Annotated in this window: 8 protein-coding genes and 4 pseudogenes; 7 read left to right on the top strand and 5 right to left on the bottom strand. The window is 30.8% G+C overall.

All coding sequences use genetic code 11. The features are described from left to right. Positions 1-2: 2 nt before the first annotated feature. Positions 3-428 (bottom strand): hypothetical protein, encoded by a 426-nt coding sequence (locus tag ACWUD1_RS00765; RefSeq protein WP_472756674.1) that lies wholly within the window; start codon positions 426-428, stop codon positions 3-5. Positions 429-490: 62 nt separating this feature from the next. Continuing rightward, positions 491-1,623, bottom strand: a pseudogene (locus tag ACWUD1_RS00760) (LIC_12708 family protein). Between the two features lie 63 nt (positions 1,624-1,686). On the opposite strand from ACWUD1_RS00760, the gene secA reads away from it, so the two are divergent. Then, positions 1,687-4,383: a preprotein translocase subunit SecA gene (secA, locus tag ACWUD1_RS00755; protein ID WP_472756905.1), complete on the top strand. Its 2,697-nt coding sequence runs from the start codon at positions 1,687-1,689 to the stop codon at positions 4,381-4,383. Between the two features lie 47 nt (positions 4,384-4,430). Beyond that, positions 4,431-5,041 (top strand): annotated as a pseudogene (locus tag ACWUD1_RS00750) (superoxide dismutase). 116 nt (positions 5,042-5,157) lie between these two features. Here the strand turns inward: ACWUD1_RS00750 and nagB are convergent. Next, positions 5,158-5,964, bottom strand: a complete 807-nt coding sequence (gene nagB, locus ACWUD1_RS00745; RefSeq protein ID WP_472756673.1) for a glucosamine-6-phosphate deaminase — start codon at positions 5,962-5,964, stop codon at positions 5,158-5,160. A 44-nt stretch (positions 5,965-6,008) separates the two neighbouring features. Beyond that, positions 6,009-7,214, bottom strand: a complete 1,206-nt coding sequence (nagA, locus tag ACWUD1_RS00740) for an N-acetylglucosamine-6-phosphate deacetylase (RefSeq protein WP_472756672.1) — start codon at positions 7,212-7,214, stop codon at positions 6,009-6,011. 208 nt (positions 7,215-7,422) lie between these two features. On the opposite strand from nagA, the gene fliD reads away from it, so the two are divergent. The 5 genes and pseudogenes from fliD (at position 7,423) to ACWUD1_RS00715 (ending at position 13,663) form a co-directional block, all read left to right on the top strand. Then, complete coding sequence (gene fliD / locus ACWUD1_RS00735) at positions 7,423-9,426, top strand: flagellar filament capping protein FliD (protein WP_472756671.1); 2,004 nt, start codon at positions 7,423-7,425, stop codon at positions 9,424-9,426. Between the two features lie 123 nt (positions 9,427-9,549). Next, a complete protein-coding gene (locus tag ACWUD1_RS00730) occupies positions 9,550-10,554 on the top strand; it encodes a flagellin N-terminal helical domain-containing protein (protein ID WP_472756670.1) in 1,005 nt (334 codons plus the stop codon). A gap of 136 nt (positions 10,555-10,690) precedes the next feature. Continuing rightward, entirely contained in the window at positions 10,691-11,821 is a 1,131-nt protein-coding gene (locus ACWUD1_RS00725; RefSeq protein WP_472756669.1) for an ATP-binding cassette domain-containing protein, read from the top strand. Between the two features lie 6 nt (positions 11,822-11,827). Next, positions 11,828-12,728: pseudogene (locus tag ACWUD1_RS00720) on the top strand (ABC transporter permease). Between the two features lie 37 nt (positions 12,729-12,765). After that, positions 12,766-13,663: pseudogene (locus tag ACWUD1_RS00715) on the top strand (glycine betaine ABC transporter substrate-binding protein). On the opposite strand, the gene yidD reads toward ACWUD1_RS00715, so the two are convergent. Beyond that, entirely contained in the window at positions 13,652-13,945 is a 294-nt protein-coding gene (gene yidD, locus ACWUD1_RS00710; RefSeq protein ID WP_472756668.1) for a membrane protein insertion efficiency factor YidD, read from the bottom strand. The pseudogene ACWUD1_RS00715 and the gene yidD overlap by 12 nt on opposite strands. Between the last annotated feature and the right edge of the window lie 7 nt (positions 13,946-13,952).

Below are 13,952 nucleotides of genomic sequence, written 5' to 3'. Positions count from 1 at the left end.
TATTATCCTCCAAGCGCTAATCTTTTACTAAAATATGCCCCATTGCCTTTTTTATTTATTAAAAATATACTTAATAAACTTTCATTCCTGTATGCAACATTAGTATATAATGTATAGCTCATCTTGTCTATGTAAATCATGCTATTTTCAATGAGTTTATTATCTAAGTATATTTCTATATTGGCTTTTCCTAAATCTTTTGTATTGTTATTTTTAATATTGATTTTAATATGTAAATTTTTATTTTTTATTTTGTGTTCTATTGTGATATTAGGTGTATATTTATTTTCCAATTCTTGTAATTTGGGAATTAATGCAACTTTAATAATAATTAATATGATGACAAAAATCATTCCCAGTATTAGTTTTTTTTTAAGTAGTTGTTTATGTCTATTTTGTATTTTGTCTTTGCAATTCTTACTTATCATAAATATTGACTTGCATTGTCTTATACTTACACTATAAAATAGTTTAAGTATAAGTTTAAATGTTAGAGTTTAAGTAAATCATTTAAATTCCACCAATAGACGCTCACACCGCTTTTTTCTCCATATAATATGCTTAATATGCCATCCTTAGACAAACTCTCAGCAAGAAATTTAAGGTTCGGTGGTTCAATTAAGACCATTTGTTCTTTTATTTTGCCATTACTATCTAGTTTCCATATTAAAGTATTAGATAAATTCTTCATATTAGTAGATGCTATTATTTTGTCTTTTTGGATTCCAATGATATTGATAAAACTTTCTTGTTGGTCATCTAATAGATTTTGAGGTAATACAATTTTATTTTTTATTTCAAATTCTTTAGATTTATTTAAGCTAATTGTATAGAGATGTTGATTTTTGATTTTAACCCCAAGATCATTAATGTTTTCATTGCCCCTAATATCTTCATAGTGGGTTGTTTTTACATAGATAATTTTTTTATTTACTTCAAAAAATACTTTGTCTATTGATATATTATATTTTTTTGCTCGTCTTCTGGTATTTGCAGGATGTTTGTATTTACATAAATCTTGTAAAGGGGCGAGCGATTCTTATCGTAAGAGTATATTATATATCCCTCATGATATATAGTGATTATTGCTATGTTGTTTCCGTCGTCAATACTAATGTCGTATACTTGTGGAAAAGGTGTGCCATTTTGACCTTCTTGTCCCAGTATTTCTACAGATGAATCTTTGTTTAAAATGAATATTTGTGTAGTATAAGCTGTATTTTCTTTTTCATCGAATTTGATTTTTTTATTATTTATTTTGTCTGACACTACAATAAAGTCTTTTGATGGGTAAATTGCTTGAATATTTTCAAAAGCTACTTTTTTGATTCTAAGATTAAGATTTGTTTTAAATATACCGTTTTGGTAAGTTTGGATTAATTTTCCGTATGAATTAAAAATCATAAATTTATTTGCTTTAGTCTCTACAATGTATACAAGTCCGTTGTATGTTTTAATGTCAAAACTTGAATTGGTAAATTTATTTGCAAGTGGTGTTATTTCCCCAGGTAATGTTCCAAACGGTATTTTGAATTGTTGTTCTCCAAGTTCATTTAAAATTTTGGTGTTGCATGATATAATTACAATTAATAAACTTAAATAGATTTTATAAAACTTGTTCATGTTTTAGATGTTATTATGTTAAGTGATTAAAAGTCAATTATTTTAGGAGAATTGATGCCTCGTATGTTAAGAGCGATATTTGAAGCAACTATTGGTTCAAAGAGTAAAAGAGATCTGAAAAATTATCTTCCCGTTTTGAGAAATATTAATAAGCTTGAATCTTGGGCATTGTCTTTAGCAGATGAAGATTTTGCTAAAGAAACGGAAAGCTTTAGAAGTGAGCTTAAGGGCGGCAAAACTTTAGATGATATTTTAGAAAAAGCATTTGCACTTTCGCGAGAGGCTGCTAGGAGGCGACTTAAAGAGAGACCTTATGATGTTCAGCTTATTGCTGGTCTTGCGCTTCATCAAGGTAAAATAATAGAGATGAAGACTGGAGAAGGCAAAACTTTGTCTTCAGTTCAGGCTGCTTATCTTCATAGTTTGACAGGTAATGGTGTTATTATTATTACAGTTAATGATTATCTTGCAGAGCGCGATTCAAGTTGGATGAGGCCAGTTTTTGAACTTTTGGGAGTTAGTGTTGGTGTTGTGTTGTCTTATATGGATTCTTCTAAAAGGAAAATAGAATACGATAAAGATATTACTTATGTTACAAATAATGAACTTGGATTTGATTATTTAAGAGATAATATGTGTTTTAATTGGTCTCAAAAATCTTTGAGAAATTTTAATTATTGTATTATCGATGAAATTGATTCTGTTTTAATTGATGAGGCTAGAACACCTTTAATTATTTCAGGTACTACTGAAGGAGATACTAGTGCTTATCTTGAAGTTAATTCTATTGTTCCACTCTTAAAAGAATGTTCTAAAAATCCTAAAACGGGAGATTACCCTTTAGAGATTGATGAACTTGATGGGGATTATACTATTGACGAGAAGAGCAAGCGGGTGTCTTTTACGGCAAGCGGTTTAAATAATCTCGAGCAAATTTTGACTTCAAAAGGCATTATTAAGGGGTCTATGTATGTTGATTCTAACTTTAATTATGTTCATTATATGACTCAAGCATTAAAAGCCCATTTGCTTTTTTTAAAGGATAGAGAATATATCGTTGGTGATTCTGGTGTTGAAATTGTTGACGAATTTACGGGACGTATTTTAAAAGGGCGTAGGTATTCTGATGGTTTGCATCAGGCTATTGAGGCTAAAGAGGGTGTTAGGGTTGCAAGTGAAAATAAGACTATGGCAACCATTACATTTCAGAATTTATTTAGAATGTTTAGTAAGATTTCAGGCATGACTGGCACAGCTGATACAGAGGCAAAAGAGTTTCATAAAATATATAATCTTGATGTTGTAGTAGTTCCTACTAATAAATTGGTGGCAAGATTAGATGAGGATGATGTTATTTATTATACTGAAGAATTTAAATTCCAAGCAATTGTGGATGAGGTTTATGAGGCTTATAAGAGAGGACAACCCGTTCTTGTTGGGACTGTTTCTATTGAAAAATCTGAAGTTTTATCGAATATGTTTAAAAGCAAAGGTATCAAACATGAAGTTTTGAATGCCAAAAATCATTTCCGAGAAGCTTTAATTATTGCTGAGGCAGGAGCAAAGCATTCTGTTACTATTGCAACTAATATGGCAGGACGTGGAACTGATATTAAGCTTGGAGGTAATCTTGAGCACCGTGTTCGTAAAAAGTTTGGAACAGGTATGAATCTTGAAGAGTTACAAAAGGCTATGCAGAGTGAGCGGGAACAATATCTTAAAGATTATGAAGAAGTGAAAGCTCTTGGTGGGCTTTATGTTATTGGAAGCGAGCGCCATGAGTCAAGAAGGATAGACAATCAGCTCAGGGGACGAGGGGGAAGACAGGGAGACCCTGGTAGGTCAAGATTTTATGTGTCTCTTGAAGATGATTTGATGAGGCTTTTTGCAGGCGAGAGCTTAAGAGCTTTGATGGGCAAGCTTGGAATGGCAACGGGTGAGCCTATTGCACATGCTTTATTAACAAAATCCTTAGTGAGTGCACAAAAACGTGTAGAGGATAGAAATTTTGAAATTAGAAAGCATCTCTTGGAGTATGATGATGTTATAACAAAACATAGGGAGTTTATTTATTCGCAAAGGAATTCAATTCTTGTTGATAAAAATATTAAGGAACGTATTCTTCTCTCTTTAAGAGAATATCTTGATTTCTTATTTGAGCAATTTAAAGGGGGAGTTACAAGTCTTGTATTAAATGAAATAAATGCAATTTTTGCTTATATGATGGAAGATGTTGGCTCTATTGAAACTCTGAGCGCTCTGGAACTGAAAGATAAATTAATGGAAATTGCAAGATCTAATTTGGATGCAAAAGAAAAATTAATTGGGTCTGAACTTTTAAATGAATTTTTAAGACATGAGTATTTAAGAAATATTGATTCTAAGTTTCAGAATCATCTTGCAAATCTTGATTCTTTAAGAGAATCGGTTTATCTTAGATCTTATGCCAATAAAAACCCAATTACTGAGTATAAAGAAGAAGGTTTTGCAATTTTTAGTGATCTTGTTAAAGATATTAAGATTGAAACTCTAAAGCGCACTTTACAAATGAAAGTTGATATTGATTCTAGCGGTTATAAAAATGCAAGATTTAAGAATATTCATGCCACCCATAAAGAATTCTCAAGTATTGCTTCTAAGGATAGGGATAGTGATGCAGCAGGAGTGCAAATAATGAGAAGTACTCCAAAGATTGGAAGGAATAAACCTTGTTATTGTGGTAGTGAAAAAAAATATAAAAATTGTCACGGAAAAAACTAAATAAAAACTAAATAAAAGCTAAATGGAAAAAATTAAAAGGGGGTTTTATGTTTAAATTACCAGAACTTGGCTATGCTTATGATTCTTTAGAGCCTTATATTGATGCTACAACAATGGAAATTCATCATAGCAAGCATCATAATGCATACACAGTGAATTTAAATTATGCTCTTGAGAAGTCTGATATAAATTATTCTCAAGATATTGAAAATATATTAAAAAATATTCAGAGATTTCCCAAGGAAGTTCAAATAGCTATTAGGAATAATGCTGGTGGATATGCTAATCATGTTTTGTATTTTAGGATTTAAAACCTGGCAATAGAGATAATCTTTTAGAAAATTTTAAAGAACATGTAGACTCTACTTTTGGAAGTCTTGACAATCTTAAGATGTCTTTAAAAGATTCAGCTATGAGTATTTTTGGAAGTGGCTGGGCTTGGCTGGTTCTTTATGCAAATAGAGAATTGCAAATAATAGCAAGACCAAATCAGGATAGCCCTTTAATGGAAGACTATAAGCCTATTTTGGGCATTGATGTTTGGGAGCATGCTTATTATCTTAAATATCAAAATCGAAGAGCTGAATATATTGATGCATACTTTAAGGCCTTGAATTGGGAAGAGGTTTCAAGAGTATATAATGAAATTATAGAGTAAATTATAATTTGTGATAGAGTGATATTATTTTAATTATTAATGATGATATCAATGATTATTTTTTTATATCACTTATATCATTTTGATTGTCTTTTTGTATGATAACAATATATAATTTATATTATATCGTTATCGAAATTGCATTTTTCAATATCATTAAAATATTTTACTGTTCCTACTTTTAGTTCATATGTTGCAGCTTCGTCTGATACTATGATTGCGTTTTTATGTAATTGCAAAGCACTGATTGTCCACATATGATTTATTCCTTTTTCAATGGCATGTTTTAGTGCTCTTGCTTTGCCATGTCCATTTACTATAATCATTACTTCTTTTGAATCCATAATTGTGCTTACTCCTACTGTTAATGCGCTTTTGGGTACTTTATTGATATCGTTTTCAAAAAATCTTGAATTTGCATTAATTGTATCTTGAGTTAGAGTTTTAATTCTTGTTCTTGATTGTAGTGATGATCCAGGCTCATTAAAAGCGATATGACCGTCAGGTCCAATACCCCCTACAAAAAGTGTAATGCCACCGTAAGATTTGATTTTTCTTTCGTATTCTTCACATTCATCTATAAGATTAGTAGCATTGCCATTTAATATATTTATATTTTCTTTTTTTATATCTATATGTGAGAAGAAATTATTCCACATAAATGAATGATAGCTTTCAGGATGATTTTTATCAAGCCCTATGTATTCATCCATATTAAACGTTACTACATTTTCAAATGAAATTTTCCCAAGTTTATTTATTTCAATTAATTTTTTATACATCTCAATTGGTGAACTGCCTGTTGGAAGTCCTAATATAAATGGATTTTTTTTTGTGGGTTCAAATTCTCTTATTCTCAGAGCTATGTGGTTAGCAGCCCATTTTGAGATTTCATTATAGTTAGGTCTTATGATTAGCCTCACTTGTTTCTCCTTATGTTTAGCGTCATTTTTATAAATGATTAAAATCAGAGTTTATTGAAAATTATTTTTGATTCTATCATTGTTAATTTTAAGTTCAAATCTTTATCAAGTACATTTAAGTTTGCATCGTATCCATGACATATTAATCCTTTTTTTTCAAGGTTAATGATTCTTATTGGATTATATGAACTTGCTTGAATGGCATCGCTTAGACTATATCCAAATTCTACTAGATTTTTGATTCCTTGTATCATCGTTAGAGATGAACCTGCTATTGTGTCGTTTGCTACAGAATGAAATAATTTACCATTTTTAAGATATACTTCTTCTCCATTAGCTATTAACTTTCCAGATGGTTGTAGTGTTGGAGTTAATCCATCAGTTACAAGTACTAACTTACTTATGTCTTTCAGTTTTCTAAGCATTAAGACAAGTTTTGGATGGATATGATACCCATCGGCAATAAGTTCACAAGAGACATCTCCATGAATTAAAATGGCTCCTATTGCATTTGGATTTCTGTGATTAAGTTTTGACATTGCATTGAAAAAATGAGTTGCGTGAAGTATTCCTACTTGAAAACCTTCAATCATATTTTCATATGTTGCATTGGTATGTCCTGCTTGAAGTGTGATGTTATTTTCCATGCAAAACATTGCAAGTTCTCTCATACCTTTAAGTTCAGGTGCAACTGTCATTGTTGCAATATGTGTTCTTTTGCGTCCAAAAGAATCTGTAAATGTTCCCCCTGCAGCTTCTATAAATTTTTTTATAATTTTGATGCTTGGTTCTTGAAGATAAGATGTGGGATGCACACCTTTTTGTTCAGGGGAAAAGAATGGACCTTCAAGATGAAGTCCTAGAATTTTTGCACCTTTTTCTTTGCCTATTGCTTTAGTGCATGACTTAATTGTTGCGATTATTTCTTCAGTTGGGCGTGGGTAGAGTGTTGGTAAAAATCCTACCACTCCATATTCAGCTAAATGTTGTGACATTTTAAGTATTGAATCTGTTGAACATTGATCAGTTCCATATCCATAAAATCCGTGTATATGATTATCATAAAGACCAGGTGTGATATAGTTATTCTTAACATCAATCATTTCATAGTCTTGTAGGTTGAGTTTTTCAAGTCTATCGGCTGTTACGATATCAAAAATTTTATTGTCTTTAATAAGGACAGCAGAATTATCTATTTTATCGTTTCCTGTCAGCACAGATTTTGAATTGAACAGGCAAAAATTTGGCATACTAATTTTCTCCTATATATTTAAATGTTACTATAAGCAAGTCTTTTTTTAAAGATAATTATGTTTCTATATATTTCAATTAGATTAGGTAGGTTATATAGATTAGATATTGTTTATTAGTTTTTGAAGTGGGATTTTTTTGTGTGCTAATGTTTTTGTATATTTTTTATATACTTTTATGTTAAACTTTTTAACCAAGAGGTGTGTGATGTCTTCTGGATTTTTTGTTCCGGGTGTGGATAATAAATATAATACACCGCAAATCCGTGACTCTATGCTTAGTCCTGACAAGGCCAAAATAGATTCATCTGTTGAAAAGCTTGAAATTTTAGAGCAAGAAAAACGCGCTTGGCAAGTTATCAATAGAAAGATTTCTAATTTAAATTCACTTGCAAGGCAAATTACATCCCTTAATAGCCCTTTTAATTATATGTCAGGTAAGTCTAGTAATGACGATGTTTTGTCCTTGTCTGCTCGTTATGGAGCTAAGGATGAAACTTATAAAGTTAATGTTAATCAAATAGCAGGTTCTGATATTTTTTTATCTTCGAATTTTAAACAGAAAGAAATTAGTATTCCTGCAGGGGATTATACATTTTTAGTTGGTGATAAAGAAATTAAGATTAGAAATAATGGAGATCTTGAGGCTCTTGTAAAGGATATTAATAATCGAGGCAAAGACTTATTGTCTGCTAAAATTGTAAAGAGTGATAGTGTTGGAAACAGTAGATTGATTTTGAGATTTTTAAAGGCAGGTTTAAATAATAAACTTATTATGAAAGATGAGGCTTTAAATCTTGCTAAACAGATAGGTATTTTAAGTGAGCTTACAACAAATTTTAGTCCAAACTTAATAGAAATTGTTACTAGGCAGCAAAGTAGTATTAATAAGGTTTTTCTTGATGATAATAATAATATTGTGTTAGAGCCTCTTTCAGAGATTGCGATAAGTATTCCAGAGAATATTGAAATTAGTAGTGGAAGTAAGATTAAATTTGAAATTAAATATCATGATACGGATAATAAAGGCATTTTAAATGAGATTGTTTTTAATCCTGGTGAGGCTACATTTGAAGGTGCCAAAGTTGAAGGTGAAGATAGCATAATTAATCTTGAGACTGAGCGTAAGTCTGCCTTGCAGGAAAAGAAGTATATTCAAATGAGTATGATCAAGATCCACAGCGGTACAAATTTTTTGGAATTATCCCCAATAAATGTTTCAAGTGATTTTGAAAAAGTTGAAGTTGAGGTTGGATTGCTTGCAGATTTAAAAGAGATCAATATTGAAAATAAAGTTAATAATAAAGTTTTTGTTATTCGCAATATTGAGATCTTTGATCCAAAAAATAGAGATGGTTACTTGCCAATAAATGCGAAAAGCTTTGCAGAAAATGCAAAGTTGAAATTTGATGGAATTGATATTGAACGCGATTCAAATACTATTAATGACTTAATTCCTAATGTTACGTTGAATTTAAAGCAAGCGTCAAATGATACTATTGTTGTTCAAATCGAACCTGATTATGAGGAGATTAAGAGACTTTTATTGGATTTTTTATCAGCTTATAATGAGGTGCTTGCTGAAATTAATATTGTAAGTTCAAATGAAAGTGATTCAGAAAATCAAAAATTAAATGTTTTAGAAGAATGGACTTACTTAAGAGAGGAAGAGAAGGAAGAAGCTTATAAGAATTTAGGAATTTTGAGGTCTGAGTTTGCATTAAAAAATCTTAAAACAAGATTAGATACTATTATGTTTAATGCTTATAGAACTAATGATCCTAATTTTTCTATTATTAATCAGATGGGAGTATTTACGAGTTCTATGTCTTCAGCAGGTGGACTTTCTCGTTATTTAAAACTTGATCAAAAGAAGTTTAACGAAATAATACAAAATAATGTTGCTTCAGTCAAGGAGCTTTTTGCAGTTGATTTTAATGATGACCGAATTTATGACGACGGTCTTGCCAAGATGTTAGGCGATTATCTCTCACCCTTAGTCAGTTCTGGGGGTTTTATTTACAATAAGATAAGAAGTTATGACCTTAAAATTCCCAATCAAAAAAATGCAGTTGAAGATTATAAAAGGAAGTATGAAGAGAAGGAAAAGAAGATTGAAGGGGAGCTTAATGTCTTGGATTTTACTGTAAAGAAAATGAAGGAGCAAGAAGAGATTCTTAAATCTTTAAATATGCCTAGGCAAAGCAAGTAGCAAATTTTAATTTAAATTAATAGTATTTATTTTTTTCTTGTTTTTGTGATATCCTTTTAAAAAGACAAATGGATTTGTCAAAAAATCAAAAATTATATTAACTTATCACGGAGGAAATGATATATGATCATAAATCATAATACGTCAGCTATTAATGCTTCAAGAAATAATGCTATTAATGCTGCTAATCTTAGCAAAAATCAAGAAAAGCTTTCTAGTGGCCATAGAATTAATCGTGCGTCTGATGATGCTGCTGGTATGGGAGTTGCTGGAAAAATCAATGCTCAAATTAGAGGATTGTCCCAAGCTTCTAGAAACACTTCAAAGGCTATAAATTTTATTCAAACAACAGAAGGGAATTTGAATGAAGTAGAGCAAATCTTAGTAAGAATGAAAGAACTTGCAGTGCAATCTGGAAATGGTACATATTCAGATGCAGACAGAGGTTCAATTCAAATTGAAATTGAACAACTTACAGACGAAATTAACAGAATTGCTGATCAAGCGCAATATAACCAAATGCACATGTTATCCAATCAATCATCAGCTCAAAATGTAAGAGCAGCTGAAGAACTTGGAATGCAACCTTCAAAAATTAACACACCAGCATCTCTAGCTGGATCACAAGCCTCATGGACATTGAGAGTACATGTAGGTGCAAATCAGGATGAAGCAATTGCTGTTAATATTTATGCAGCTAATGTTGCAAATCTTTTTGCAGGTGAGGGTGCGGATACTCAAGCAGCTCCAGCAGCTCAAGAGGGAGTACAACAAGAAGGAACTCCAGCTCCAGCAGCTGCACCAGCTCAAGGTGGAGTTAACTCCCCAGTTAATGTTACAACTGCTATTGATGCTAATATGTCACTTGCAAAGATAGAAGATGCTATTAGAATGGTGACTGATCAAAGAGCAAATCTTGGTGCTTTCCAAAATAGACTTGAGTCTATTAAAAATAGCACAGAATATGCTATTGAGAACTTAAAAGCATCCTATGCTCAAATTAAAGATGCTATAATGACAGATGAAATTGTAGCATCAACAACTAACAGTATTTTGACACAGTCTGCAGTGGCTATGATTGCACAAGCAAACCAAGTCCCTCAGTATGTATTATCATTACTTAGATAGATTTAGTTTTTTAATAAGGGTCTTTTAACAGACCCTTATTTTTGTTTGTGTCAAGGCAAAATTCTGATACTTTAGCTTTAGTATCATTCATATTGATTTATTTGGGTTTATGTTGTTTGCATATTAGGAGTTCAATTTGTATAAGGCCAGCGTTAAAATTAGGAATCTGTATAAAATATTTTCTTATAATGAAAACAAAAGACAAATTGTTAAGGCCATAAAGAGTTATGAGAGTGGTAGAGATAGAACTGCCATTTACAAGGAATGTTCTGTTTTTATTGCAAATGCAAATATTAGTCTTGATGTATATGAGAATGAAATTTTAGTTATTATGGGTATGTCAGGCTGTGGTAAATCTACTTTTGTTAGATGTTTGAATGGTATACACAAGATAGATTCAGGCTCTATTTTGGTGGATAATATTGAAATGAATGATATTAATCAAAAAGATCTTTCTGCTCTGAGGAAAGACAAATTTGCCATGGTTTTTCAGAATTTTGGGCTTTTTCCACACATGAATGTTTTAAGGAATGTAACTTACGGACTTGAGGTTAAGAATATTCCTAAAAAAATTAGAATACAAAGAGCACTTGATATCTTGAAACTTGTGGGGCTTAAGGATTATGAATATAAGTATATAAATGAACTTTCAGGAGGAATGAAACAGAGAGTGGGCATAGCGCGAGCTTTAGTGGTTAATCCAGATATACTTTTAATGGATGAGGCTTTTTCTGCTCTTGATCCTTTAATTAGGGGAGAATTGCAAGGGGAGCTTTTAAAATTGGTAGATAAATTAAAAAAGACAGTCGTATTTATTACGCATGATTTGATTGAAGCTTTCAAATTAGGTAATAGAATCGCTTTTATGAAAGATGGAGAAATTGTTCAGGTGGGTAGGCCACTAGAAATATTAAGGGAGCCTAGGACAGATTTTATAGCTAATTTTATTAAAAATTTACCCGTTTTAAATATTTTAAAAATTAAAGATATTATTAAAATGGATTTTACTCTTAATGCTGATTCTGATGAGTTTAGTGATGAATTTAATGTTGTTATTAAAAAAGAGGATGATAATCTTAGTTTGTGCAATATATCTGATGGAATGAATTATAGAAATCTTATTGTTCTAGATTTAGGTTTAGATGACGAGATCAAAAGTATTGTTAAGTATTTGAATAAGTTGGATTATTTAATTGTAAAAAAGGAACAAGGTGATATCATAGGTTATATTGATTTAGGAGAGATTGCTGGATTATTGGCAAAATAGTGTTTTATGAATAGAGATTTTATAGTTGATAGCATAGATAAAATTTTTGATTTTTTAGTTGACAATTTTTCGAATTCACGTGGTATAGGATTTGTAAAAGGCGTCATTTTTTTTTACGATAATTTGAAAAGTTTTTTTCTTCTGATTAATCCTGTACTTTTTATTATTGTAATTTGCGTCTTGAGTTTTTTGTTTTTAACAAAAAGATTAGCACTTCTTATTATGCTAGGGTTTTGCTTTATTTTGTATTTTGATCTTTGGGAAGTTTCCATGGATACAATATCAATTATTTTTGTGTCTGTGCTATTTTCAGTGATTTGGGGAATTTTGATAGGTATTTTGGGTGGGTATTATTCAAAGTTTTATATATTTTTAAAGCCATTTCTTGATTTGATGCAAGCAATGCCACCATTTATTTATTTAATACCTGCCATACCTTTTTTTGGTATGGGAACATCTTCAGCTATTTTTGCTACAATCATTTTTGCGATGCCGCCAGTTATTAGGTATACAAGACTAGGTATTATTCAAGTTCCAGGTGAAGTTATTGAGGCCGCAAAATCATTTGGGAGTAGCAATTTCCGTATTCTTTTCCAGATTCAGTTACCATTAGCTCTTCAAAGTATAATAGAAGGTATTAATCAGTCTATTATGATGGCAATATCTATGATAGTTATCGCGGCAATGGTTGGTTCATCAGGACTTGGTAGGACTGTGATATATTCTGTTGAAAGATTACATTTTGGTGAAGGTTTAATATCTGGATTGGCCGTTGTGGTAATAGCTATTATTTTGGATAGAATTATGCAGACTATTTTTATTAAATTTAGTTATTTAAATACTGATAATTATTTATTAAAAAAAGAAAATAGATTTAAAAGATTTTTTGGAAATGTATAATAAATAAATATTTAATTTTTGCGTGTTAGAAGGAGAATTAATTTATGAAAGGTTTATTGAGGTCTGTCCTTATAAGTTTGATTTTAACTTTTTTTTCTTGTGATAAGGATGATAAATTGAATGACAATAACTTAAAAAGTACAAAATCAATTAAGATAGCATATGTTAATTGGATAGGAGAGACCGTTGCTACTAATATTATGAAAGTTGTTTTTGAGAAAATGGGATATGTTGCAGAAATATTACCTGTTACAGCATCTATAATGTACCAATATTTAGCTTCAGGACGTGTGGATGGTATGGTGTCGGCATGGATTCCTACAGCAGATAAGTTTTATTATGAAAAATTTAAAGGCAAGTTCATTGATTCTTGGGGCTAATTATGAGGGAACATTACAAGGATTTGTAGTGCCAAGTTATGTTACAATTTCAAACATCCTTGAACTTAAGGGGAGAGGTTCTGAGTTTAAAAATAAAATGGTAGGAATAGATGCTGGTGCGGGTACTCAGCTTTCTGTAGAGGAGACCTTGAAGCGTTATGGATTAGAGCAGGAATATGAACTTGTATCTTCAAGCGAAAGTGTTATGCTTTCAAGTCTAGAATCTGCCATTAAGAATAATGAGTGGATTTTGGTGCCTTTGTGGAAACCCCATTGGGCATTTGCCAAATATGATATTAAATTTTTAGCTGATCCTTTATTGTCAATGGGGGGGCCTGAGAATATTCATTCACTTGTTAGGCTTGGTCTTGAAAAGGATGATCCTGATGCTTATTACTTGTTTGATAATTTTTATTGGGGTGATGACTTGTTATTACCTTTAATAGAGAAAAATTATAAGGAATCTGGGCGAGAATATAAAAATGCTATTGAATTTGTAGATACTCATAAGGAGTATGTTAAAAATTGGGTTCCAAATAAATACAAACATTTATTTGATTAATCTTGTTTTAAATTCTTTTAATGAATTTAATATTGGCTTTTCAGTTGGCAATGACTCAAAACCTCCTTTAAATAGCGCATTGCATCTAATTAGTCTTAATATAATTAAAATGAAGCTTGTTATAATATTGTAGTGTTGTAAACACTTTAATGCGTAATTTGAGCAGGTAGGTTTATATATGCAGTGAAAACCAACAAATTTTGAAAAGGTTTTTTGATATGTTTTAATGAGCAATATAAATATAAGTTTGGATATTATAAAAAATTTTTTTAATATATACATGAGTATA

The sequence above is a fragment of the Borrelia tillae genome, assembly GCF_055693965.1.
The sequence above is the reverse complement of the archived record's forward strand: the minus strand, read 5'-3'. Positions and strand labels throughout refer to the sequence as shown.

What these genes read in the sequence shown, in the direction of transcription:
- nagA (WP_472756672.1), bottom strand. Translation starts at nt 7,214, where the DNA reads ATGCCAAATTTTTGCCTGTTCAATTCAAAATCTGTGCTGACAGGAAAC.
- ACWUD1_RS00765 (WP_472756674.1), bottom strand. Translation starts at nt 428, where the DNA reads ATGATAAGTAAGAATTGCAAAGACAAAATACAAAATAGACATAAACAA.
- fliD (WP_472756671.1), top strand. Translation starts at nt 7,423, where the DNA reads ATGTCTTCTGGATTTTTTGTTCCGGGTGTGGATAATAAATATAATACA.
- ACWUD1_RS00730 (WP_472756670.1), top strand. Translation starts at nt 9,550, where the DNA reads ATGATCATAAATCATAATACGTCAGCTATTAATGCTTCAAGAAATAAT.
- secA (WP_472756905.1), top strand. Translation starts at nt 1,687, where the DNA reads ATGTTAAGAGCGATATTTGAAGCAACTATTGGTTCAAAGAGTAAAAGA.
- yidD (WP_472756668.1), bottom strand. Translation starts at nt 13,945, where the DNA reads ATGTATATATTAAAAAAATTTTTTATAATATCCAAACTTATATTTATA.